Source organism: Sphingopyxis sp. H050, assembly GCF_001468265.1.
In the GTDB taxonomy this organism is placed as follows: domain Bacteria; phylum Pseudomonadota; class Alphaproteobacteria; order Sphingomonadales; family Sphingomonadaceae; genus Sphingopyxis.
In genome coordinates, this window is record NZ_LNRZ01000004.1 from 1 (window position 1) to 22973 (window position 22973).

General features: G+C 65.6%; 26 protein-coding genes. 12 read left to right on the forward strand and 14 right to left on the reverse strand.

Annotated features, from left to right (window positions below; all coding sequences use genetic code 11):
- Positions 1-60: 60 nt before the first annotated feature.
- Positions 61-186, forward strand: a complete 126-nt coding sequence (locus tag ATE67_RS09070) for an entericidin A/B family lipoprotein (protein WP_058816442.1) — start codon at positions 61-63, stop codon at positions 184-186.
- 13 nt (positions 187-199) lie between these two features.
- Here the strand turns inward: ATE67_RS09070 and tatC are convergent, their stop codons facing one another.
- The 9 genes from tatC to ATE67_RS09115 all read right to left on the reverse strand — a co-directional run bounded on the left by tatC (position 200) and on the right by ATE67_RS09115 (position 7466).
- Positions 200-1012 (reverse strand): twin-arginine translocase subunit TatC, encoded by an 813-nt coding sequence (gene tatC, locus ATE67_RS09075; protein WP_058816443.1) that lies wholly within the window; start codon positions 1010-1012, stop codon positions 200-202.
- Entirely contained in the window at positions 1009-1386 is a 378-nt protein-coding gene (tatB, locus tag ATE67_RS09080) for a Sec-independent protein translocase protein TatB (protein ID WP_058816444.1), read from the reverse strand. Before tatB ends, tatC begins: the two co-directional genes overlap by 4 nt.
- Before the next feature lie 35 nt (positions 1387-1421).
- Positions 1422-1646 (reverse strand): twin-arginine translocase TatA/TatE family subunit, encoded by a 225-nt coding sequence (locus ATE67_RS09085; protein WP_058816445.1) that lies wholly within the window; start codon positions 1644-1646, stop codon positions 1422-1424.
- A gap of 25 nt (positions 1647-1671) precedes the next feature.
- Positions 1672-2265, reverse strand: a complete 594-nt coding sequence (gene scpB / locus ATE67_RS09090; RefSeq protein WP_058816446.1) for an SMC-Scp complex subunit ScpB — start codon at positions 2263-2265, stop codon at positions 1672-1674.
- Positions 2262-3050 carry a segregation and condensation protein A gene (locus tag ATE67_RS09095; protein WP_058816447.1) on the reverse strand — a complete coding sequence of 263 codons (789 nt, stop codon included), beginning with the start codon at positions 3048-3050 and terminating at the stop codon, positions 2262-2264. Before ATE67_RS09095 ends, scpB begins: the two co-directional genes overlap by 4 nt.
- 7 nt (positions 3051-3057) lie before the next feature.
- Entirely contained in the window at positions 3058-4065 is a 1008-nt protein-coding gene (gene nagZ / locus ATE67_RS09100; RefSeq protein WP_058816448.1) for a beta-N-acetylhexosaminidase, read from the reverse strand.
- A 95-nt stretch (positions 4066-4160) separates the two neighbouring features.
- Positions 4161-4931 (reverse strand): SPOR domain-containing protein, encoded by a 771-nt coding sequence (locus ATE67_RS09105; protein WP_058816449.1) that lies wholly within the window; start codon positions 4929-4931, stop codon positions 4161-4163.
- Positions 4931-6658 carry an arginine--tRNA ligase gene (gene argS, locus ATE67_RS09110; RefSeq protein WP_058816450.1) on the reverse strand — a complete coding sequence of 576 codons (1728 nt, stop codon included), beginning with the start codon at positions 6656-6658 and terminating at the stop codon, positions 4931-4933. Before argS ends, ATE67_RS09105 begins: the two co-directional genes overlap by 1 nt.
- A 136-nt stretch (positions 6659-6794) precedes the next feature.
- Positions 6795-7466, reverse strand: a complete 672-nt coding sequence (locus ATE67_RS09115) for a hypothetical protein (protein ID WP_058816726.1) — start codon at positions 7464-7466, stop codon at positions 6795-6797.
- Between the two features lie 152 nt (positions 7467-7618).
- On the opposite strand from ATE67_RS09115, the gene ispH reads away from it, so the two are divergent.
- The 3 genes from ispH to rnhA are packed head-to-tail and all read left to right on the forward strand — an operon-like array spanning position 7619 to position 10010.
- A complete protein-coding gene (gene ispH, locus ATE67_RS09120; protein WP_058816451.1) occupies positions 7619-8599 on the forward strand; it encodes a 4-hydroxy-3-methylbut-2-enyl diphosphate reductase in 981 nt (326 codons plus the stop codon).
- Entirely contained in the window at positions 8599-9561 is a 963-nt protein-coding gene (thrB, locus tag ATE67_RS09125) for a homoserine kinase (RefSeq protein WP_058816452.1), read from the forward strand. The genes ispH and thrB overlap by 1 nt, the downstream gene beginning before the upstream one ends.
- Entirely contained in the window at positions 9558-10010 is a 453-nt protein-coding gene (rnhA, locus tag ATE67_RS09130; protein ID WP_058816453.1) for a ribonuclease HI, read from the forward strand. The genes thrB and rnhA overlap by 4 nt, the downstream gene beginning before the upstream one ends.
- Before the next feature lie 13 nt (positions 10011-10023).
- Here rnhA and ATE67_RS20980 read toward each other — a convergent pair whose 3' ends face one another.
- Together ATE67_RS20980 and ATE67_RS09135 are read right to left on the reverse strand one after the other, a co-directional pair.
- Positions 10024-10200, reverse strand: a complete 177-nt coding sequence (locus ATE67_RS20980; RefSeq protein ID WP_082660288.1) for a YegP family protein — start codon at positions 10198-10200, stop codon at positions 10024-10026.
- Positions 10201-10291: 91 nt separating this feature from the next.
- The gene (locus ATE67_RS09135; protein ID WP_058816727.1) at positions 10292-11422 is read right to left on the reverse strand and encodes an NAD(P)/FAD-dependent oxidoreductase; all 1131 of its coding nucleotides are present in this window, start codon (positions 11420-11422) and stop codon (positions 10292-10294) included.
- A gap of 95 nt (positions 11423-11517) precedes the next feature.
- On the opposite strand from ATE67_RS09135, the gene ATE67_RS09140 reads away from it, so the two are divergent.
- The 7 genes from ATE67_RS09140 to ATE67_RS09170 all read left to right on the forward strand — a co-directional run bounded on the left by ATE67_RS09140 (position 11518) and on the right by ATE67_RS09170 (position 18603).
- On the forward strand, positions 11518-12006 hold the full coding sequence (locus ATE67_RS09140; RefSeq protein WP_058816454.1) for an A24 family peptidase: 489 nt from the start codon (positions 11518-11520) through the stop codon (positions 12004-12006).
- Positions 12007-12053: 47 nt separating this feature from the next.
- On the forward strand, positions 12054-13088 hold the full coding sequence (cpaB, locus tag ATE67_RS09145; RefSeq protein WP_058816455.1) for a Flp pilus assembly protein CpaB: 1035 nt from the start codon (positions 12054-12056) through the stop codon (positions 13086-13088).
- Position 13089: 1 nt separating this feature from the next.
- A complete protein-coding gene (locus ATE67_RS09150) occupies positions 13090-14562 on the forward strand; it encodes a type II and III secretion system protein family protein (protein ID WP_058816456.1) in 1473 nt (490 codons plus the stop codon).
- 26 nt (positions 14563-14588) lie between these two features.
- The gene (locus tag ATE67_RS09155; protein WP_058816457.1) at positions 14589-15239 is read left to right on the forward strand and encodes a CpaD family pilus assembly protein; all 651 of its coding nucleotides are present in this window, start codon (positions 14589-14591) and stop codon (positions 15237-15239) included.
- Positions 15236-16513 carry a pilus assembly protein CpaE gene (locus ATE67_RS09160; RefSeq protein WP_058816458.1) on the forward strand — a complete coding sequence of 426 codons (1278 nt, stop codon included), beginning with the start codon at positions 15236-15238 and terminating at the stop codon, positions 16511-16513. Before ATE67_RS09155 ends, ATE67_RS09160 begins: the two co-directional genes overlap by 4 nt.
- A gap of 79 nt (positions 16514-16592) precedes the next feature.
- Positions 16593-17546 (forward strand): type II secretion system F family protein, encoded by a 954-nt coding sequence (locus ATE67_RS09165; RefSeq protein ID WP_443028750.1) that lies wholly within the window; start codon positions 16593-16595, stop codon positions 17544-17546.
- 13 nt (positions 17547-17559) lie between these two features.
- Positions 17560-18603 (forward strand): type II secretion system F family protein, encoded by a 1044-nt coding sequence (locus ATE67_RS09170; RefSeq protein ID WP_197411912.1) that lies wholly within the window; start codon positions 17560-17562, stop codon positions 18601-18603.
- A 59-nt stretch (positions 18604-18662) separates the two neighbouring features.
- Here ATE67_RS09170 and ATE67_RS09175 read toward each other — a convergent pair whose 3' ends face one another.
- Complete coding sequence (locus ATE67_RS09175) at positions 18663-19664, reverse strand: fumarylacetoacetate hydrolase family protein (protein WP_058816729.1); 1002 nt, start codon at positions 19662-19664, stop codon at positions 18663-18665.
- A gap of 51 nt (positions 19665-19715) precedes the next feature.
- Complete coding sequence (locus tag ATE67_RS09180; protein ID WP_058816730.1) at positions 19716-20129, reverse strand: hypothetical protein; 414 nt, start codon at positions 20127-20129, stop codon at positions 19716-19718.
- Between the two features lie 149 nt (positions 20130-20278).
- Between ATE67_RS09180 and ATE67_RS09185 the strand changes: the two genes are divergently transcribed.
- Complete coding sequence (locus ATE67_RS09185) at positions 20279-21499, forward strand: sensor histidine kinase (protein ID WP_058816731.1); 1221 nt, start codon at positions 20279-20281, stop codon at positions 21497-21499.
- On the opposite strand, the gene ATE67_RS09190 is transcribed toward ATE67_RS09185, so the two are convergent.
- The gene (locus tag ATE67_RS09190; RefSeq protein ID WP_058816460.1) at positions 21496-22812 is read right to left on the reverse strand and encodes an aspartate aminotransferase family protein; all 1317 of its coding nucleotides are present in this window, start codon (positions 22810-22812) and stop codon (positions 21496-21498) included. The genes ATE67_RS09185 and ATE67_RS09190 overlap by 4 nt on opposite strands.
- Positions 22813-22973 lie beyond the last annotated feature (161 nt).

A 22973-nucleotide genomic window follows, 5' to 3' on the forward strand; every position in this document is an offset into this window, starting at 1 on the left:
CCCCCCCCCCTCGAAGCGTGCCGGGCCATTTTGCATTCCCAACCCGTAAAGAGGTGACTTATGACGTTTCGTGCGATCCTTCTCGCCCTGATGGCAAGCTTTCTGGTCGCTGGCTGCAATACGGTGAAAGGGGTTGGTCGCGATATCGAGTCGGTCGGTCAGGCGGGCAGCGACGCGATCGACTGATCGGGAAGACGACTTACCCACCAGCCTCTTCGAGAGGCTCGACAGGCGCCTCTTCGGCGCCTGTTTTGCGTCGGCGCTGGGTAAACCAGATCGCGACGATCGACATCTCGTACAGGAAGCAAAGCGGGATCGCGAGCAGCAGCTGGCTCAGGATGTCGGGCGGGGTGAACACGGCAGCGATCGCAAAGGCGCCGACGATCATATAGCGGCGCGCCCCAATGAGTTGCTGACGCGTCACCAGCCCCGCACGCTCGATCAGCATCAACAGGATCGGGAGCAGGAAGGCGATGCCGAACGCCATGATGAATTGCATCACGAAGCTGAGGTAGTTGCCGACCGATGGCAGCGCTTCCTGCGTCACCCCACCCACTTCGCCCTGATAGCCGAGCAGGAATTTGAGCGCGATGGGGATGGTGATGAAATAGGCGAAGCAGGCGCCGATGGTGAACAGCACCGGCGTCGCAAACAGGAACGGCAGCAACGCCCGCTTTTCCTTGCGGTAGAGCCCGGGCGCCACGAATTTCCACAGCTGGTTCGCGATCACCGGAAAGGCGATCATCATCGCCGCGAACAACGCGACCTTGATCTCGACGAAGAAGGCCTCGAACAGCTGGGTATAGATCAGCCTCCCCTGCCCGGCGACGACCAGCGGGTGAACCAGGATGCCGAAGATCGGCCGCGCAAAATAAAGACAGACCCCGAAAGCGAGGCCGATCGCCACCAACGACTTCAACAGCCGCGAGCGCAGCTCGATCAGATGGTCGAGCAGCGGCATCTTGCCGCCGCTGCCATCCTCATCGATGGTGACCGGGCTTTCCGCGGTCATGGCAGCGGTCCGCCGCGCGGCGGCATGTCATGCGTCTCGGGCTGGTTCGCCGCGGGCGCATCACCAGGCGTTTCGGACTGGCCATCGTCGGCCACGGCCGGAGCGGACGGCGGCGTGCCCGCCGCTACATCGTCCAGGCGGGGAAATTCGCGCATGATCGCGTCATTCTGCGCGCGCCACTGCTTTTCGAGCTCTTCGAGTTCGGCCTCGCGCATCATGGTATCCAGGCCCGAGCGGAAATGGCGCGCCATGCCGCGCGCCTTGCCGACCCATTTGCCGACAAAACGCATCGCCTTGGGCAGATCCTTGGGGCCGATGACGACCAGGGCCACCACGATGACGAGCAGCAACTCGGTCGGCGCGACGTCGAACATGAATTAAGGCTTCCCCCGCAGGCAGAAATGCGCGGTCAGCGGCTTTCAGTTTCGGCGGTCGGCGTCGGCGTCACATCAGGGGCGCGCTGGCCTTCGATCTGCTTCGGCGCAGGGGGCGTGTCGTCGTCCGCCATGCCCTTCTTGAAACTCTTGATGCCCTTGGCGACGTCGCCCATCATGTCGGAAAAGCGGCCCTTGCCGAACAGCAAGAGGACTAGGATACCGACCACGAGCCAGTGCCAGATGCTGAAGCTACCCATCTCAAATTCTCCTTGAAGGGCTCATCTAGGCTTCTTCGCCGTCTTTTACTAGATCCAGCTCGCCCATCGCCTCCTCGAAAGCAAGATCGACGGGATCGAGCAAGCCGGCCGCGCGCAAATCCTCGATTCCCGGCAGGTCCTTGCGGCTCGTGAGGCCGAAATGCTGCAGGAAGGCGTCGGTGGTCTTGTAGATCAGCGGCCGCCCCGGAACTTCGCGGCGCCCGGCGGGCGCGATCCACTCGGCTTCCATCAGCACGTCGAGCGTGCCCTTCGAGGTCTGGACCCCGCGGATCGCCTCGATCTCGGCGCGGCTGACCGGTTCGTGATACGCGACGATCGCCAGCACCTCGGCCGCCGCGCGCGACAGCTTGCGCGGATCGTCGCGTTCGCGGCGCAGCAGGTGCGCCAGATCGGCCGGCGTCTGGAAGTGCCAATGGCCGCCGCGCTCGACGAGCTCGATCCCGCTGCCGTCATGTCGTTCGGCGATCCTTGCGATGATCGCGCGCACCTCGCCGGCCGTCATTTCATCGCCGAGCCGACCCGCGACTTGCCGGGCGTCGAGCGGCTCGTCGCTCGCGAACAGCATCGCCTCGATGGCGCGTTCCAGATCGTCGATCATGCCGGTTGTTGTCCCATCTGGGCCGCTTTCAGATACAGGGGTTCGAACGCCCCCTCCTGTTTCAGGTCGACGCGCCCTTGCCGCGCAAGCTCGAGCGCCGCGACGAAACTCGACGCAATCGCCGAGCGGCGCAAGGGCCCGTCATAGTCCGCCGGCAGGAAAGCCGACAGCTCCGCCCAGTCGAGCTGAATGCCGATCAGCCGTTCCAGATGGTGCAACGCGGCGTCGAGCGTAATCACGGGACGCCGCGACACCATATGTACGACCGGCTCGGTACGCAGCTTCACCTGCCCATAGGCCGACAGGAGATCATAGAGGCTGGCATCCCAGCGCCGCAGCTTCACATCGCGCAGTCCCTCGGGCCGCGCGCGCAGGAACACGTCCCGGCCGACGCAATCGCGCGCGAGCAGCCGCGCCGCCGCCTCGCGCATCGCCGCAAGCCGCTGAAGACGCAGTTGCAGACGGAGCGCCAGTTCGTCGGGCGACGGCTCTTCGAGCGGATCCTTCGGAAGCAAGAGCGCCGACTTGAGATAGGCGAGCCACGCCGCCATTACGAGATAATCGGCCGCCACTTCCAGCTTCGCGCGCATCTCGGCGATGAAGCCCAGATATTGCTCGACAAGCTGAAGGATCGAAATCTGCCGCAGATCGACCTTCTGGCTGCGCGCCAGCGTCAACAGCAGGTCGAGCGGGCCTTCCCAGCTGTCCAGGCTGAGTTGCAGCGCGTCCTCGCGCTCCGCTGCCGCCGCCGGAGCCAGTTCGAAATCGAGCGGCAGCTCTTCCATCAGGATCTCAGGCGACCGCAAGCAGCGCATCGCGCTGGTCGACGAGCACCCCGAATTCGCGTGGGTCGTGCTTGCCCGAAATGCGGTCCATCGCGCCTTCCAGCCGCGCGCGCGATACGGTGCTGATCGGATCGAGGGCCTTGGCGATCCCGACCATGTCGTCCATCTTCGCCCAACAGTTGAGCGCGATATCGCAGCCGGCGGCAATCGCATCGGCGGCGCGCGAGGGTACGTCGCCCGACAGCGCTTTCATATCCAGATCGTCGGTCATCAACAGCCCGTGAAAGCCCACCCGCTGACGGATGATGCCGTCGATGATCGTCGGCGACAGCGTCGCCGGCAGATGCTCGTCCCATGCCTCGAACACCACATGGCAGGTCATCGCCATCGCCGCGTCGCGCAGCGCCGCGAAGGGTGCGAGATCGGTCAGCAGGTCGTGGTCCGACGCGGATACGCGCGACAATTTCTCGTGCGAGTCGAACAAGGCGCGGCCGTGGCCCGGGATGTGCTTGACGATCCCGACAACGCCGCCGTCCTGCAGGCCGCTCAGAATCGCGCGGCCGAGTGCCGCGACGCGCATCGGTTCGCTGCCCAGCGCACGGTCGCCGATCACGTCGCTCGCGCCGGGCTGACGCACGTCCAGCAACGGCAGGCAATCGACGGTTATACCGACCTCGGCCAGCATCGCGGCAAGCGCCATCGCGTTGAGCCGCGCCGCCTCGATCGCACTGGCGGGCGCGCGCTCATACAGCTCGTCGAACGCCGCGCCGCTCGGGAAATCGGGCCATTCGGGCGCCTTCATGCGCGCGACGCGTCCGCCCTCCTGATCGATCAGGATCGGCAAGTTTGTTCGCCCGTCGAGGCTCCGCAGATCGTCGGTCAGCCGCCGCAATTGCTCGCGATTCTCGATGTTGCGGCCGAACAGAATATAGCCCGCGGGATCGCTGTCGCGAAAAAAGGCGCGCTCGTCGTCGGTCAGGGTCAGGCCCGAAAGGCCAAAAATTGCAGGTATCATCGTGCGTCAACCTCCATAGGTCGGCGCCCCCTCTTTCCGCAATATGCCATGACGATGGTTATCAACCAATGTCCAGTGCGGCCAGAGGAGCCAAATCAGCGAACGACGACACAATTTTCGCCCGCAACGCGCATTTTTGCGCACAATGACTGGGCTCCGGCGGCCGATCCCGCCGAAGCCCTCAGGCGATAGACGGTCTTTTCGCCCGCCTCGGTCGGCGAAATCGATTTTCCGAGATCGGCAAGATACGGGAAACGCTTCGAAAGATTGGTCCACGCCTTGTTCGCGGCCGCTTCGCTGCTGAACGCGCCCAGCTGTATCGTGCCCGAACCGGGGGCCGCGCCCGGTCCCTTGGCGGCCGCCTCGCCGGTCTTCGCCGAGGAGGCGGCTGGCTTGGCCTTGCTTTTGTCGGCGGCGGCGATCCGCGCCGTTTCGGCTTTGGCGGCCGCATCGGCTTTCGCCTTCGCGGCGGTAGCCTTTGCAGCGGCCTCGCGCTCTTCGGGGGTCACCGCCGGCTCCTCGGGCAGGCGGCTCGCATCGACCCTGCCCGATGGTTCGGCGCCTTCGGTCGCAGCGAAGCTCGCGTCGCCCTCGCCCTCGAAGGTCTTGGCGCCGTCGGTCTTGGGGGCGACCTTGTAATCGCCCTTTTCGGCGACAATCAGCTCGCCCTTGCCGCGCGCACCGCCATTTTGCATCCACCACAGGCCGCCCAGAACCGCGCCGATCAGCAGCAAGCCGCCGAACACCATGATCAGCAGCCGCGCCGGCGAAACCTCGCCATCGTCCTCAAATTCATCCGCCGCCTCGAGCCAGGGCAGGCGTTCCTCGCCTTCCAGACCCAGGCCCGCCTCTTTGTCCTCCGCCATCAATTCAGCTCCTCGAGCGCCTCTACCCCCATCAGGTGGAGCCCGTTGCGGATAACCTGCCCGATTCCGTCCGCCAAATAAAGGCGGGTTGCGGTCAGTTCGGGGTCATTTGCCAAAATGACACGAGCCTCGGGACGATCATTACCCATGTTCCACCAGGCGTGGAACGCGGCGGCGACTTCGCCGAGGAAAAAGGCGATCCGGTGCGGCTCGCGCGCCGACGCCGCCGATTCGACGATCCGCGGGAACTGCGCGAGCAATTTGACGATCGCGAGTTCGTAATCGGCGAGCCGCGCCGGGATCGGGGCCGCCTCGGCAACGCCCGCCTCGGCGAGCTTGCGCTTCAGCGACGCGATCCGCGCATGGGCATATTGGACGTAAAACACCGGATTGTCGCGCGAGGCCTCGACCACCTTGGCAAAGTCGAAATCCATCTGCGCATCGGCTTTGCGCGTCAGCATGGTGAAACGCACCGCATCCTTGCCCACCTCGTCGACGATGTCGGCAAGCGTGACGAAATTGCCCGCGCGCTTCGACATCTTGAACGGCTCGCCATTTTTGAGCAGCCGCACCATCTGCACCAGTTTGACGTCGAATTTCTTCGTGCCGCCGGTCAGTGCGGCGACCGCGGCCTTGATCCGCTTCACCGTGCCGGCATGGTCCGCGCCCCAGATATCGATCAGCTCGTCGGCGTCCTGGCTCTTCTGGAAATGATATGCGAGATCCGCGCCGAAATAGGTCCAGCTGCCGTCCGACTTCTTGATCGGGCGGTCCTGATCGTCGCCGAACTGCGTCGAGCGGAACAGCGGCAGCTCGACCGGCTCCCAATCCTCCGGCGTCTCGCCCTTCGGCGCTTCGAGCACGCCGTCATAGACAAGCCCATGATCGCGCAGCCATTTTTCGGCATCGGCCGGCTTCCCCTCGGCCTGCAGCTGGGCTTCGGACGAGAAGAGGTCGTGGTGGATGCCAAGCTTGGCGAGATCGCCCCGGATCATGTCCATCATCGCGCTGACCGCCTCGGCACGGAACAGGCCGAGCCAAGCCTCTTCGGGCGCGCCAACATAGCGATCGCCATATTCGGCCGCGAGCTTCGCCGCGACGGGCTTCAGATAGTCGCCGGGATACAGCCCCTCCGGGATCGCGCCGATATCTTCGCCCAGCGCCTCGCGGTAACGCATGTGCACCGAGCGCGCGAGCACGTCGACCTGCGCGCCGGCATCGTTGACATAATATTCGCGGGTGACGGCATGTCCTGCATATTCGAGCAGCGCGGCGAGCGCGTCGCCGACAACCGCGCCCCGGCAATGCCCGACGTGCATGGGACCGGTCGGGTTGGCGGATACATATTCGACGTTTACGCGCCGACCTTCACCCATATTCGAGCGACCGTAATCGGCCGCCTCGGCATGGATCAAGGCCAGCTCGTCCCGCCAGCTGTCATCGGCGAGGCGCATGTTGATGAAGCCCGGCCCGGCGACGCTCGCTTCGGTCACTTCGCCCAAGGCGCCGAGCTCGGCGACAAGTGCCTCGGCCAGCGCTCGCGGATTGGTGGCGGCGGGCTTCGCGAGCACCATTGCGGCGTTGGTCGCGACGTCGCCGTGCGCGGGATCACGCGGCGGTTCGACGCTGATCGCACTGCGGTCGAGCCCCGCGGGCAACGCGTCACGCGCGACGAGCGCATCGAGCGCGGCGTTGATATGGTCGGTAAAACGGCTGAACAGGGTCACGGCGGATCCTAGCTTGGGTCAAATAGCGTTGCCGCGGGCCTAGCCCAGCTTCGACAACGCGAAAAGCCCTGCGCCGCCGGAAAGGCCACGCAGGGACGGCTCGAAGCGAACGGCGCGAACGGCGCCGCCGCACGCCTTATCGTCGGACGTTATATTCGAGCTGTTCCTGCGTCAGCTGAAAGCCGACGAGCAGTTCAAAGCTCGCCCGCTGCACCGCGGCGCGGACTTCGGGGATGCTAAGCGGGTCGATCGCGGCGTCTTCCTCGCCCGCCTTGCGCTTGCGGGTTATGCGTTCCTGGATGTCGGCGGGCAGCGTCGCGGCGGCGCGATCGACATAGGCCGACGCCTGACCATGGCCGGTGCCGCGCACCTGGCCCTCGGGGAACGTGACCGAAACCTGCCCGATCCGCTTCGCAACGACCGCGGTGCCGCCCTGCACCACCGTCGAAAAATAGGGCAAGGTCAGCGTCCGCGCCGGGCCGGCGTCACGGCGCGTCGCCATCACGTCGAAATCGACGAGCTGATAGACCTTCTCGCCGGTATCGTTGCAGGTCGGCTTCACATTGGTCACCGTCGCGACGACGTCGATCGCGCTCGCGTCGCGGCTCGTTGCGGGATCGAACAGCGTGATGTCGCCGGTGTGCATCGGCACGGCGACCGCCGGGCAGGCGCTGCGCGTCGCGGTAATGCCGACGCCGCCCGACACTTCGATGTCATTGTCCTTCGCGCAGCCGGCGGCGGTCGCCATGGCCGCGGTTCCGCACAGCACGGCGATGAGCTTGCGGGGCGAGGACGAGGTGAACATCATAAAGGTCAGGCTTTCCAAAACTTCTGCAGGGCGCGGCGAAAACGTCTGTTCGACGCTCCATGCGCGCCGCTTCTTATCGGTGCGATGAACGAGGCGCAACAGGACGAAGCGCCTTTACCCGCTACGCCTTGCTGCGCTAGAGCGCGCGCATCATGACCACGCCCGATCCGATCACACGCCCAGAGGGCGGCGAAACGCGAGAACTGAAGGTTTTGGTGGCCGCGCCGCGCGGCTTTTGTGCCGGGGTCGACCGCGCGATCCGTATCGTCGAGCTCGCGATCGAGCGTTTCGGCGCGCCGGTCTATGTCCGCCACGAGATCGTCCACAACCGCTACGTCGTTGAATCGCTGAAGGCCGGGGGCGCGATTTTCGTCGAATCGCTCGGACAGGTTCCCGACGGCGTTCCGGTCGTTTTCAGCGCCCACGGCGTCCCCAAGGCCGTGCCCGCGAAGGCCGAGGCGCGCGGGCTCGACTATATCGACGCCACCTGTCCGCTGGTGTCGAAGGTCCACCGTCAGGCGGAACGCGCCCATGAAGCAGGGCGCCACATCATTTTCGTCGGCCACGCCGGCCATCCCGAAGTCATCGGCACGCTCGGCCAGCTGCCGGAGGGCGCCATGACGCTCGTCGAATCGGTCGACGACGTTGCCGGGCTGTCGCCGTCCAACCCCGAAATGCTGTCGTTCCTGACGCAGACCACGCTGTCGGTCGACGATACGCGCGACATCGTCACCGCGCTCCAGCACCGTTTTCCTGCGATCAGCGGTCCGCGCGGCGAGGATATCTGCTACGCCACGTCGAACCGCCAGGACGCCGTCAAGGCGATCGCGGGAAAGTGCGACCGGATCATCGTGATCGGCGCGCCGAACAGCTCGAACAGCCTGCGCCTTGTCGAGGTCGCCGAGCGGCTCGGCACACCGGCGCACCTCGTCCAGCGCGGCGTCGACGTCGACCCGGCGTGGCTCGACGGCATCAGCACGCTGGGGATCACCGCGGGCGCCAGTGCGCCCGAGACGCTGGTTCGCGAGGTGATCGATGCTGTCGCGGCGCGCCGCTCGATCGTCGAGGAGGTTGTGATCACCGCCGAGGAAAATATGGTGTTCAAACTGCCGCGCGGCCTCGAAGCCGCCTGATGGCCGTCTACACCCTCGTCGATCCCGACGACCTCGCAGCACTTGTCGCGCGCTATGACATCGGCACGGTCATTTCGTGCAAGGGGATCGCCGAAGGCGTCGAAAACAGCAATTTCCTGCTCGAAACGACCGGCGGGCGCTTCATCCTGACGCTGTATGAAAAGCGCGTGCGCGAGAGCGACCTGCCGTTCTTCGTCGACCTGCTCGGCCATCTTGCGGCTAAAAACTGCCGGGTGCCGGCGATGATCTGCGACCGCGATGGTAACGCTATTCAGCGGATTGCCGATCGTGCCGCGTGCATCATCCAATTCCTGCCTGGCATCTCGCTGACGAAACCGACGACGGGCCAATGCGAGGCGGCCGGCGCAGCGCTCGGCGCGATGCACCGCGCCGTCGCCGACTTTCCCGGCGCGCGTGAGAACAGCATGGGCCATCGCCACTGGCGCGACATTGCCGCGTCGGCCGGCGACCTCGACATCGTGGTTCCGGGACTTCAGGCGATCGCGGATACGGAACTCGCGTGGCTCGATGCCCACTGGCCGACCGATCTTCCGGCCCACGTCATTCACGCCGACCTTTTTCCCGACAATGTGCTGATGCTTGGCGAGACGGTAACCGGGCTGATCGACTTCTATTTCGCTGCCACCGACTATCGCGCCTACGACGTCGCCGTAACCCATGCGTCCTGGGTCTTCTCGGCCGACGGCACGCGGTGCGACAGCGGCCGCGCCAAGGCGCTGATGCGGGGATATGCCGGCCAGATCGCGCTGACCGAGGCCGAGGTCGCCGCCCTTCCCCTGCTCGCTCGCGGCGCCTCGTTGCGGTTTCTGCTGACGCGCGCGCACGACTGGGTTCATACGCCTGCCGACGCACTGGTGACGCGCAAGGACCCGACGCCCTTTCTGAACCGCCTCCGCCGCTATCAGGCGGACGACGCCGTCAGCCTGTTCGCCGCCGCATGAGCGAAGGCAGGACGGTGATCGTCGCCACCGATGGCGCGTGCAAGGGCAATCCCGGTCCGGGCGGCTGGGGCGCGGTCCTGCGCTGGGGCGATGTCGTGAAGACCATTTCCGGGGGCGAGCCCGACACGACGAACAACCGCATGGAATTGCTGGCCGCGATCGAGGCGCTCGCCGCTCTCAAGCGCAGTTGCAACGTCGAGCTGTCGACCGACAGCGTCTATGTCCGCGACGGCATTACGAAATGGGTCTTCGGCTGGCAGAAGAACGGCTGGAAGACCGCGGCGAAGAAGCCCGTCGCCAACGCCGACCTTTGGCAGCGGCTGGTCGCCGAAGCGAAGCGCCACAAGATCGAGTGGCTGTGGGTCAAGGGCCATGCAGGGCATGGCGACAACGAGCTTGCCGACAAGCTCGCCAGCGATGCCGCGTTGGAAGTGGCGCGGGCGCGCTAGGCGCCCGCTCGCATCATTCGGCTTCGCGGGTTTCGGCGCCGGGGCCGTTCTTCTTGATCGACTCGATCGCGTTCACAGCGGAGGCCTTGCTGCTGTAGCCCTCGGTCCAGAAGATCGCTTCGCTATTATATTTGAAATAGGCGACAAATTCGCCGGCCTTGTTCTTCTTGATCTCGAAATAATGGGCCATGCCATCCTCCACGGGTCGGGCCGCGTCGGGGGTGGCGCGGCCAAACCTATGTTAAGCCCACCGTTTCCCGGCGCAAGCAGCTAGATGACGGTCAGGCGAAGCGCGACGCCGCAAAAGGCGCTGGATCGACGCGGCCGATCGCACCTTTTGGAGCCGGGGCGCCGAGTTGCGCCGCCAGCAACGCCGCGATCGCCGGCGAGGTCTGGATACCGGACCCGCCCTGCCCCGCGCACCAATAAAAGCCGTCCGCATGCGGGTCGGCGCCGAATATCGGGATGCGATCGGGCGCAAAGCTGCGCAGCCCGGCCCATTTCCGCTCGACCGCGGCAATCGGCCAGTCGACGACCTGTTGCAGCCGGTCGATCGCCAGCGCCACGTCGAACTCCTCGGGCGCGGCGTCGCACGGCTCGGACGGGGTCTCGTCGTGCGGGCTCAGCCAGATGCGGCCCTCGCCTTCGCCTTTGAAATAGAAATCGCCGCCGATGTGGATCACCAGCGGCAGCGACGCCGGAACCGGAACGCCGAGGCGAAGCTGGATGACGGTACGGCGATAGGGCTGGATGGCGAGCGGCGCGACGCCACAAAGCCCTGCAACCGCGTCAGCCCAGGCCCCCGCCGCGTTGACGATCACATGGGCGTGGAGGCTGTCCGCGCCAATTCCCACGTCCCATCCCCCCGCGGTGCGGCGCGCGCCGGTCAGGCGCGCGCCGGTGGCAAGTCTTGCTCCGGCTTGTTTCGCCGCGCGCAGATAGGCGGCATGCAGCGCGCCGACGTCGATATCGCTGCATGCGCCCTCATAGGCGGCTTCGCTCCATGCGGGCCGGATACCCGGGACGAGGCGAGCGACCTCGGCGCTCGAAACACGCTGTATGTCGACGCCTTTCGCGGCGAAGCCGGCAGTGAAGGCATCGACCGCCGCCGCCTCGTCGCGATGCCCCAGGTTCAGCGCGGCGCGCGGAGACAGGAAGCCGCGTCCGGAAAAGTCGGCCGGCGGATCGCGCAGAAAGTCGAACGACGCCGCCGACAGCGGCTGCACCTGCGCTCCACCATAGGTTTCATGCCAGAACGCCGCCGATCGCCCCGTCGCATGATAGCCCGGCGCCCCCTCGGCCTCGATCATCATCACCGACCGGTGCGGCGCCAGCGCCGCCGCAAGGCTGGCGCCCGCGATGCCCGCGCCGACAATCAGCACGTCGATCGAGGAAGGCGGCGCTTCGGTCATGTCGCGGCGCATATCGGCTGGTTCGCGGAATGCAAGCCGCGCCGCCGCGCAACGTGGTTACTTTTTGGTAAGCCATGATCGGTAGGAGAAACCCGATGGAAAGCGGTTCGATCTCCCTTGGCCTGGCGGCCGTGCTCGGCATCCTGATGATTGCCGCCGCGGTCAGCGATCTGCGCTCGCGATCGATTTCGAACGGTCTCAACGCCGCGATGGCGCTGCTCGTGATCCCTTATTGGATCGCCGGCGGACTGCCGTTGTGGCCCGATATTCTAATCCAGTTCGCCGCTGCCTTTGCCGTCTTCATGGTCTTCGCCGGCCTGTTCGCCATCGGGGCGATGGGGGGCGGCGATGTGAAGATGATCGGCGCGGTCATGCTGTGGATTCCGCTGAAACTGTTCATGCCGATGTTGATGGTCATGGCGATCGGCGGTGGAATCCTGTCGGCAGCGATGCTGGCACATTCGAAAATTCGCCCTTCTGACAAGCCGATAGAAGTTCCTTACGGGGTTGCGATCGCGGCGGCAGGACTTTGGGCGCTTCACCAACAATATCTTAACCACTTTCAGTCTATCGCATTGAGTTGAGGGCAAGCGCCACCGCTTCTGGTTGGCGCAGGAGGCGAAAAATCGTCATGGATACGCGAAAGATTATGCTGATCGTCGGCGCGCTGGTGATTGCCATTGGCGCGGCGTTCGGGGTCAACCAGATGATGCGGGGCGCAGCCGCCCCGCAGGCACGCGCCGCAGCGGCGCCGGAAATCAACGGTCCCATGATCCTTGTGGCGACCCGGCAGCTGCCGGTGGGCACGATCATCGGACCGGACAGCTTCCGCTTCCAGCCCTGGCCGCAGGAACTGGTCGAAAAGGCCTACTTCCTGAAAGAAAAGACCGACGTGAACACGCTGGTCGGCACGGTCGTGCGCTATCCGATCACGGCGGGCCAGCCGCTGACGCAGGGGGCCCTTGTCCATCCCGACGACCGCGGCTTCCTCGCCGCGGCGCTTGGCCCGGGCATGCGGGCTGTGACCGTCAAGGTCAGCCAGGAACAGGGCGTCGCCGGTTTCGTCTTCCCGGGCGATCGCGTCGATGTCGTGCTCGCTCAGGAAATTGCGATCGAGGAAGGCGGCAGCTATCCCGACAAGCAGCTTTTCACCGCCGAAACCATCGTCCGCAATGTTCGCGTGCTCGCCACCGACCAGCGCTTCGATGCCGAGGATGAAACCGGCAAGACGCCCGTCCTCACTTTCGGCTCCGTGACGCTCGAGGCCACGCCTGAAATCGCTGAGAAGATCGCGGTCGCCCAGAATATGGGCAAGCTGTCGCTGTCGCTGCGTCCCTTGGCCGAAAGCACGGGCGAGCTGGAATCGGCGATCGCATCGGGCGAAGTCAGCGTGCCGACCAAAGGCGGCACGGTTGCCGAAAAGAAAATGCTGGCGGAAGCCGCTGCCCGGCCGTCGTCGGCCCGGGATTCGGCGACAACCGGCGGCGATGTCTCGCGCTTCTGGATTCCGGTTCGCGGCCGCGTGTCGCAGCGCAGCCAGCAGCCTTCGAACAACGGCGGCGGCGGCGGCGCAGTGACCGTCGGCGCTCCCGCGGCGCCGCGGGGCCCGGTGGTCCGCGTTACGCGCGGCGAAACGGTGACCGAAGTTTCGGTTGGGGGTAAGTAAGATGAACAGCAAAGCCAAACTCAAGGCCGTGGCACTCGCTCGCACCCTGGCCATAGGCCTGGTGGCAGCGACCCTGGTGTCGGCCCCGGCGCAACAGGCCTCGGCCCAGGCGACGCAGAATGCGAACAGCAGCATCGACCTGTCGGTCGGCCGCGGTCGCCTGATCAGCCTCTCGGCGCCGATGACCGACGTCTTCGTCGCCGACGACAAGGTCGCCGACGTTCAGGTCCGCTCGGCCCGCCAGCTCTATGTCTTCGGCAAGAAGCCCGGCGAAACGAGCATCTATGCGACCGACGCCAGCGGCCGGGTTGTCTATTCGACCGTCGCCCGCGTCGGCAACAATATCGAGACGATCGATCAGATGCTCTCGCTCGCGATGCCCGATGCGACCATTTCGTCGAACACGATGAACGGCTTCGTCCTGCTGACCGGCACCGTCCAGTCGCCCGACGACGCAGCCGAGGCCGAACGCCTGGTCCAGGCTTTCGTGGGCGAAGGCACGAAGGTGCTCTCGCGCCTCCGCACCGCGACCCCGCTGCAGGTCAATCTGCAGGTCCGCATCGCCGAAGTGAACCGCACCTTGCTCAAGGAAATCAGCGGCAACGTGCTGACGCAGGACCGCAGCGGCGGCTTCCTGGGCGGCGTCTTCCGTGGCCGCCAGGCCGGGACCATCACGCAGAACCCCGACGGTTCGACGACTTACAACATCACCAATCCCTCGGGCACGAACAGCCTCGCCGCGGCGGGCCGTCTCTTCGGCCTCGACGTGATCGCGTCGCTCGATCTCGGCGAGCGCTCGGGCATGGTCGTCACGCTGGCGCAGCCGAACCTGACCGCGCTCTCCGGTGAAACCGCGGACTTCCTCGCGGGCGGCGAATTCCCGATCCCGATCCCCGGCAACTTTGCCGGCACGACGATCGAATATCGCAAATATGGCGTCAGCCTCGCCTACACGCCGACGGTGCTGTCCAACGGCCGCATCAGCCTGCGCGTTCGTCCCGAAGTGTCGGAACTGTCGACCGAAGGCGCGATCGAGCTCGACGGCTTCCAGATCCCCGCCCTGACGATCCGCCGCGCGGAAACCACCGTCGAGCTGGGTTCGGGTGAAAGCTTCATGATCGCCGGCCTCATGAACAACCGTTCGATCGGCGCGATCGACAAGATCCCCGGCCTCGGCGACGTTCCGCTGCTCGGCATGCTGTTCAAGTCGGACAGCTTCCGTCGCGGCGAGACCGAGCTGGTGATCGTGGTTACGCCCTATCTGGTCAACCCGGTCTCGGCGAACGACATCAAGCTGCCGACCGACGCGTTCAACGACGCCAACGATCTTCAGCGTCTGCTGCTCAACCAGACGACCGATGGCGTAAGCGGCGGCGAGCGTCCGAAGCCGCGGCTCGACACGAGCGTCGGCGATGCCGACCGCCCACGCGGCGGCGGCGCGGATCCGGCGCCCGGCTTCAGCCTCAAAAAGTGACACGCTGGTATTCAGGAGCACATGTGATGAAGAAAATCGCAACTTTTACCGCCCTGGCACTGGCAGCGTCGCTGGCAGGATGCACGGGCGCCTCGCAGGCCAATCGCAGTCTCGACTCGGTTCACCAACCGCTGGTCCGCAACAATGTCTATCAGTTCGACGTTGCCGCGGCCGGCGGTGACCTGGCGCCCAGCGAACAGGGCCGCCTGCAGGGCTGGCTCGACGCGATGGGCGTCCGCTACGGCGACCGCATCGCGATCGAAGATCCTTCGGTTTACGGCTCGAGCGCCGCGCAAGCGACCGTCCGCACGATGATCGAGCGCCGCGGTCTGATGCTGGTCAACGACGTTCCGGTCACCACCGGCACCGTCCCGGACGGCCATATCCGCATCGTGGTGACGCGCGCGACGGCCTTTGTGCCGGGCTGCCCCAACTGGAGCAGCAAGTCGTCGATCAACCTCAACAATGCGACCTCGTCCAACTATGGCTGCGCCGTCAACAGCAACCTCGCTTCGATGGTCGCCGACGCCAATGATCTGATCAAGGGCTCGACCAACCAGACGACCGATCCCAGCGCGGCGACGCGCGCGATCAAGACCTATCGTGAAAAACCGCAGACCGGTGCAGGCGACCTGCGCGGTTCGGCGACCAGCAACCAGGGTGGAGGCAGCCAGTGAACGCTCCTATCAAAGCAGCCGGGCTGCGCGATCCCTTCAACGCCTTCGTCTGCGACGACGATACTTTGGAGCTGATCCGTCTTGCCGCCGCCGACATGGGCTGGCCGATCGAAAAGTGCAACAAGGGCGGCCTCCGCAATGCGGTCCAGTCGCTTTCGGTCTCGGCAAGCCCGAACATCCTGTTCGTCGACATGTCGGAATCGGGCGATCCGATCAACGATATCAACGCGCTGGCCGAAGTATGCGAACCCGGCACCGTCGTGATCGCGGCGGGTCAGGTAAACGACGTCCGGCTCTACCGCGACCTGTTGTCGAGCGGCATTCAGGATTATCTGCTCAAGCCTTTGTCGCTCGATCAGGTCCGTGAATCGCTGACCATGGCGCAAGCGTTGCTATCGGCGCCGAAACATGCCGACATGCACGACGACAAGCCGCATCATATGATGGCTGTCGTGGGCGTGCGCGGCGGCGTCGGCGCCTCCTTGGTGTCGACCTCGCTCGCCTGGGCCATCAGCGAACAGGCCGATCGCCAGACGGCCCTGCTCGATCTCGATGTCCACTTCGGCACCGGCGCGCTGACGCTCGACCTCGAGCCCGGCCGCGGCCTGATCGATGCGATCGACAACCCGAGCCGCATCGACGGCCTGTTCATCGAGCGCGCCATGGTGCGCGCCTCGGACAAGCTCAGCCTGCTGTCGGCCGAGGCGCCGATCCACCAGCCGGTGATGACCGACGGCTCGGCCTTCTTCCAGCTGGAGGAAGAACTGCGCAACGCGTTCGAGATGACGATCGTCGACATTCCGCGTCAGGTCCTGATCCCCTTCCCGCATCTTGTGTCGGAAGCGGGCACGATCCTGCTCGTCAGCGACGTGACGCTCGCCTCGGCGCGCGACACCATCCGCCTGCTGTCGTGGTTCAAGCAGAATGTCCCCGGCGCGCGCGTCATCCTGGTCGCGAACAAGTTCCAGAGCGCGATCGGCGAACTGTCGCGCAAGGAATTCGAATCGTCCATCGAACGCCCGATCGACATCGTCATCCCGTTCGACCCGAAGCTGGTGAGCCAGGCGGCGAAGCTCGGCAAATCCTATGCCGAAATCTGCAAGGGCACCAAGGCCGCGGCCGTGTGGACCAGCCTGATGCGCCTCGTCATCGACGGCGCCGACGAAAGCGCCGACGAAACGCCTGTGGCCGCTGGCAAGGGCAAATCGGGCGGCTCGCTGCTCGGCAAGCTGGGCGGGCTCGGCGCGATGGTGTCGAAAAAGGGCGCAAAGTAAGAAAATCGCGATGGCCGGCTCGTCGGTCATCGCCATTTCCTCGGGTTAAGTGAGGCAAAGGGCGATCATGAACCTGCCAATGATCCTTATCATCGCTGCCGCCGTCGTGGCTATCGGCATGCTCGTGCTGGCATTCGCCGGCCCGTCGGCAGCCAAGGCCAAGGGGCGCCGCCTGGCATCGGTGCGCGATCGTCACGCCAATTCGACCGAGGCTGTCGTTGCCGCGCAGATGCGCAAGACGATCGCGGCGAGCGGGAGCAACGGTAGCCTGTCGAACCTGATGCCGCGCCGCGAGCTGATGGAAAAGCGGCTGAAGCGCACCGGCAAAAACTGGAATCTCAACCAATATCTTTTTACGTCGATGGGCTTGTTCGTCCTCGTGACCGCCGGCCTGTTCCTGATCCGCACCCCGCTGCTCCTCGGCGCGCTCGGCGGCCTGTTCTTCGGGATCGGCCTGCCCTATTTCTGGACCGGACGCCTGATCAAGAAGCGCGTCAACGCGTTCAACGCGCGCTTCCCCGACGCGATCGACCTGCTCGTGCGCGGCCTCAAATCCGGCCTGCCCGTGACCGAAACCTTTCAGGTGGTGAGCCACGAGCTCCCCGGTCCGGTCGGCGAAGAATTCCGGGGCGTCGTGGAACGCATACGCATCGGCAATACGATGGAGGCTGCGCTTCAAGAATCGGCCGAAATGCTGGGCACGCCCGAGTTCCAGTTCTTCTGCATCACGATCCAGATCCAGCGCGAGACGGGCGGCAACCTTGCTGAAACGCTCGCCAACCTCTCCGACGTGCTGCGCAAGCGCGCGCAAATGAAGCTCAAGATCAAGGCGATGTCGTCGGAAGCAAAGGCTTCGGCCTATATCGTCGGCGCGCTGCCTTTCTTCGTGTTCGGCATCGTTTGGATGATGAACCCCGAGTATCTTGCCGGCTTCTTTGTCGAAGAACGGCTGATGATCGCTGGGGTCGGCGGCCTCATCTGGATGAGCATTGGCGGCGGCATCATGGCCAAAATGGTCAATTTCGAGATCTGAGGGCGCAAGACAGATGAACAGCAACCTCCTCCTCTCCGCCTTCAACGGCGCTGCGTCGGGCCCGAAACTGATGGGCGTCGACGTGATCTGGGTCGCGACGATGCTGGCCGCGGTCGGCGTCGGGGCGGTTCTCTTCGCCATCTACAACGCGCTGACCGTCCGCAATCCGATGACAAAGCGCGTCAAGGCGCTGAACGAGCGCCGCGAGCAGCTCAAGGCCGGCATCACCGCCTCGACCGCCAAGCGTCGCGCCAAGCTGGTCCGCAAGAACCAGCATGCCGACAAGATGCGCACCTTCCTCGGCAAGTTGCAGGTTCTGCAGGAAAGCCAGATCAAGGAAGTGCAGCAAAAGCTGGCGCAGGCGGGCATCCGTTCGAAGGATCTGGCCGTCGCGGTGATCTTTGGCCGTCTCGTCCTGCCGATCATCTTCGGCGGCGTCGCGGCGTTTCTCATCTATTGGGTCGATATGTGGCCCGATCTGTCGACCATGAAGCGCTCGGGTTCGACGATGGCCGCGCTGCTGCTCGGCTACAAGGCGCCCGACCTGTTCGTCGATAACATGCGCCAGAAGCGCACGGACAAGATCCGCAAAGGCCTTCCCGACGCGCTCGACCTGCTGGTGATCTGCGCCGAAGCCGGCCTGACCGTCGATAGCGCCTTCTCGCGCGTGTCCAAGGAACTGGGCCGCGCCTACCCCGAACTCGGGGAAGAATTCGCGCTGACGTCGATCGAACTCGGCTTCCTGACCGAGCGCCGCCAGGCCTTCGAGAATCTGGCCTATCGCGTCAATCTGGAGTCGGTGAAGGGCGTCGTCACCACCATGATCCAGACCGAGAAATACGGGACGCCGCTCGCCAGCGCCCTGCGCGTTCTGTCGGCCGAGTTCCGCAACGAACGCATGATGCGCGCCGAAGAAAAGGCCGCGCGTCTGCCCGCGATCATGACCGTGCCGCTGATCCTGTTCATTCTGCCGGTGCTGTTCATCGTCATTCTGGGCCCCGCAGCCTGCGCGCTCAGCGACGCAATGAGTGGCGGCAGCTTCGGCAAGAGCGGCTGAGCCACCCGCCAGGAAAACGGAAAAAGGGCGGGATTTCTCCTTCCCTTTTTTCTGCCCGCTCAAGCGACGCTTTGTTCGATCGCTCCGAAGATACTGTGATGCCGCTCATCGTCCATCCAGATGCGAACGGTGTCGCCCGCTTTCATAAACGGGGTCTTGGGCTCGCCCTGCAGGATCGTTTCGACCGTCCGGACCTCGGCCAGGCAGCTGTAGCCGAGCCCGCCCTCGCTGATCGGCTTGCCGGGCCCGCCGTCGGAATCGCGATTCGACACCGTCCCCGATCCGATGATCGTGCCGGCGCCCAGATGGCGCGTCTTCGCGGCATGCGCGATCAGCTGGCCGAAATCGAAGGTCATGTCGACGCCGGCATCGGCGCGGCCGAGCGGCTGGCCGTTGAGATCGACCGACAGCGTGCCGTGGAGCTTGCCGTCCTTCCACCGGTCGCCCAGCGCGTCGGGGGTCACGAACACCGGCGACATCGCGCTCGACGGCTTCGACTGGAAAAAGCCGAACCCCTTGGCAAGTTCGGCGGGGATCAGGCCGCGCAGCGACACGTCGTTGGTCAGCCCAACCAGCAGGATCAGCCCGCGGGCTTCCGCGGCGCTCACACCTGCCGGAACGTCGCCGGTCACAACCACGACCTCGGCCTCCATGTCGCAGCCCCATGCGGGATCGCCGAGCGGGATCGGATCGCGCGGCGCGAGGAAGGCGTCGCTGCCGCCCTGATACATCAGCGGATCGTGCCAAAAGCTGTCGGGCATTTCGGCGCCGCGCGCCTGGCGGACGAGTGCGACGTGGTTCACATAGGCACTGCCGTCTGCCCACTGATATGCACGCGGCAACGGCGATGCGGCTTCGCGCTCGTGAAAGCGATCCTTCGGGATCGCATCATGGTTCAAATCTTCGGCCAGCGCAGCAAGCCGCGGCGCAGCATAGGCCCAATTGTCGAGCGCGGCCTGCATCGTCGTCGCGATCGCGCCCGCATCGGCGTACCAGGCAAGATCGTCGGAGACGACCACCAGCCGGCCGTCGCGGCCGGACTTGAGCGAAGCTAGTTTCACGAAATTCCCTTTGGCTGCGATGCCGCGCATCGCAGATCGGGGGAGCGATGATCAGCGCGGCATCTGGATCGATGCGAAACAGGTAAAGCCGCTCTGCCCCGCCTGCAAGCGCCGGATATATTGAAGATAGGCCTGCGACTGGTTGTAGGTCGTGCCGGGGAGCGTCTGGCCACGGAAGGCGCGCTTCACTTCTTCGCCGGTAAACGGCCTTGCGAACCCCGGAAAAGCGCCCTTCGTACCGGGTGCGACGGGCTTACCGTTCGGGTCGATATATTGCCCCGCCGCCGCGGGGCCGGGCACCGGAATCTGGCAATTCATCACCGACACCGCGGTCTGCGCAAAGGCCGGACGGATCGTCAGCGCCGCCGAAACGCCGAGCGCGCCTAGCGCCAGCATCTTGCGCCGCGACGGCACCGCTTCGTCGGCGTCAGGGCTGTTTTCGGTCGGGTTGTCGCTGTTTTCCATCACCGGGCGCATAAACCAATGAAGCGTTTAGGAAAAGCGAAAGACCGCCCGCCCGCCATCGCTTCCCGCTTTGGGACATTCGCGCGCCAGCCGTTAATCGCGGCGAAGCGCCTTGCGCCCGCCGCCGCTTCATGCGAGGCGCGCAGGCGATGTTCGATCGCCTCTCGAGCCTTGTCGCCGCGCTGACCCTGATCGCGGTCGCGGCGATCTTTGCCGCGCTGGCGGGCGGCGATGCGCTTTCGATCATCCTTCTCGCGCTCGCCGGAGGCGTCGGCGCCGCTATCGTCCATAACGCCCTTCCCTCGCTGCCTGCCCAGCCGCATTCGCAGCCTGCGGCGGCCGCGCCCGTCTCCCTTCTTCGCCATCCCGACTTCGCGCTGTGGGTCGATCAGGAAAAGGAACCGCTGATCGGCGTCGCCGGCAATGTCGTGACGATCGTCAACGACCCCGCGGTGCGCCTGCTCGGGCGCCACATCGTCGGCGCCGACATCCGCACCGCGATACGCCATCCCGCGGCGACCGAATGGCTGTCACGGATCAACCAGGACGCCGTCCTCGATACGTTCGATCTCGCCGATTTTCCTCGGCCGGGCCAGCGGTGGACGATGCGGATCGCCGCCTTGTCGGACGGCGAGCGGATCATCTTCCTTTCCGACCGCTCGGCGCTCGATGCCGCCGACCGGATGCGATCCGATTTCGTCGCCAACGCCAGCCACGAGCTGCGCACGCCGCTCGCCGCGATCCTCGGCTATGTCGAGACGCTGCAGGATATGAACGGCGACGCCGACGCGGCGACCCGGCACCGGTTCCTGTCGATCATCGAACGCGAGGCCGGAAGGATGCAGCAGCTCGTCATCGACCTGCTCTCGATCTCGCGCGTCGAGGCCGACCGCTTTCGCCGCCCGACGACGCCGGTCGACCTGGCGGCGATCCTCCGCAGCACCATTTCTCAGCTCAAGGACAGCGAGGCCGCACGCCCGACCGATATCGTCGCGAGGCTTGGCGACGAAAAGCTCCCGATCCTCGGCGACGAAGCACAGCTGGGCCAACTCGCGCACAATATCATCTCGAACGCGATGAAATATGGCCGCGCCGGCACACCGGTGACGGTGGAGCTGTTGCGCACGGGCCAACGCGTCCGCCTGTCGGTCAGCGACGAGGGCGACGGGATCGCCCCCGATCACCTGCCCCGCCTGACCGAGCGCTTCTACCGCGTCGACGAAGCCCGCAGCCGTTCGGTCGGCGGCACCGGGCTCGGCCTTGCGATCGTCAAACACATCAGCGAGCGCCACCAGGGCCAGCTCGACATCGAAAGCGAGCTGGGCAAGGGGACGACGGTCTCGGTGACCTTCCCGCTTGCGAGCGCCTAGTCGATCGTCTCGATCAGCTCCGCCAGCTTCCCGAACATCTCGTCGATCTGCGCCTTCTCGACGATCAGCGGCGGCGACAGCGCAATGATATCGCCGGTCGCGCGGACGAGCAGACCATTGTCGAAGCAGGCGTGGAACAGCTCCATCGCGCGCGCCGTCGGCGCGCCGGCGCGCGGTTCGAGCTCGATCCCGGCGACGAGGCCGATGGTGCGGATGTCGATCACATGCCGCCGCCCCTTCAGGCTGTGCGCGGCATCCTCCCAATAGGCGGCGAGATCGTTCGCCCGGTCGAACAGCCCCTCGCGCGCATAGAGGTCCAGCGTCGCGAGACCCGCGGCGCTCGCCAGCGGATGGCCCGAATAGGTGTAGCCGTGGAACAGCTCGATCCCGCCCGGCACGCTGTCGATCACCGCGTCGTGAAGTTCGCGCTTCACCGCCACCGCGCCCATCGGCACCGCGGCGTTGGTCAGCCCCTTCGCCATCGTGATGATGTCGGGCGTCACGCCCCACGCCTCCGCGGCGGTCGCCGCGCCGACGCGGCCGAAGGCGGTGATCACCTCGTCGAAGATCAGGATGATGCCATGCCTGTCGCAAATCTCGCGCAGCCGCTGGAGATAACCCACCGGCGGCACGAGGACGCCGGTCGAGCCCGCCATCGGCTCGACGATCACCGCAGCGATCGTCTCGGCGCCGTGCAGGTCGACGAGCCGCTGTAGGTCATCGGCGAGCTCGGCGCCGTGCTGCGGAAAGCCGCGCGTGAAGGCATTGCGCTCGATGTCGTGCGTGTGGCGGAGATGGTCGACGCCGGGCAGCCCGCCGCCGAAGGCGCGGCGGTTGTTGACGAGGCCGCCGACGCTGATCCCGCCGAAGCCGGTGCCATGATAGCCGCGCTCGCGCCCGATCAGCCGCGTCCGCGTCCCCTGCCCCTTCGCGCGCTGGATCGCGAGCGCGATCTTGAGCGCGGTATCGACCGATTCCGACCCGCTGTTGGTGAAGAAGATACGGTCGAGCCCCTCGGGCATCAGCGCCGCGACGCGCTGCGCCAGTTCGAAGGGCAGCGGGTGGCCAAGCTGGAAGGTCGGCGCAAAATCGAGCGTCGCCGCGGCGTTTGCGATCGCCTCGGCAATCTCGGGGCGGCAATGGCCGGCGTTGCTGCACCACAGGCCCGCGGTGCCGTCGAGGATCGTGCGCCCGTCGCTCGACCGATAATACATACCGCTCGCCGAGACGAGCTGGCGCGGGTGCGCTTTGTAAGACCGGTTGGCGGTGAACGGCATCCAGAAACTCGCCAGCTGGTCGTTGTCGCCCCTCATCGATCATCTCCATGCGGTGGCGGGATATTGGCTTGTCCGCCCCAAAGTTCGCCAAAGTTCAGCCTCGTGCGGCTTCCCGCTCCCCGCCGGCTTGGCGGCGCAACATATATCGCGGAACAGGACGTCGACATCCTGCGACGCTATCGCGCCCCAACAATGTA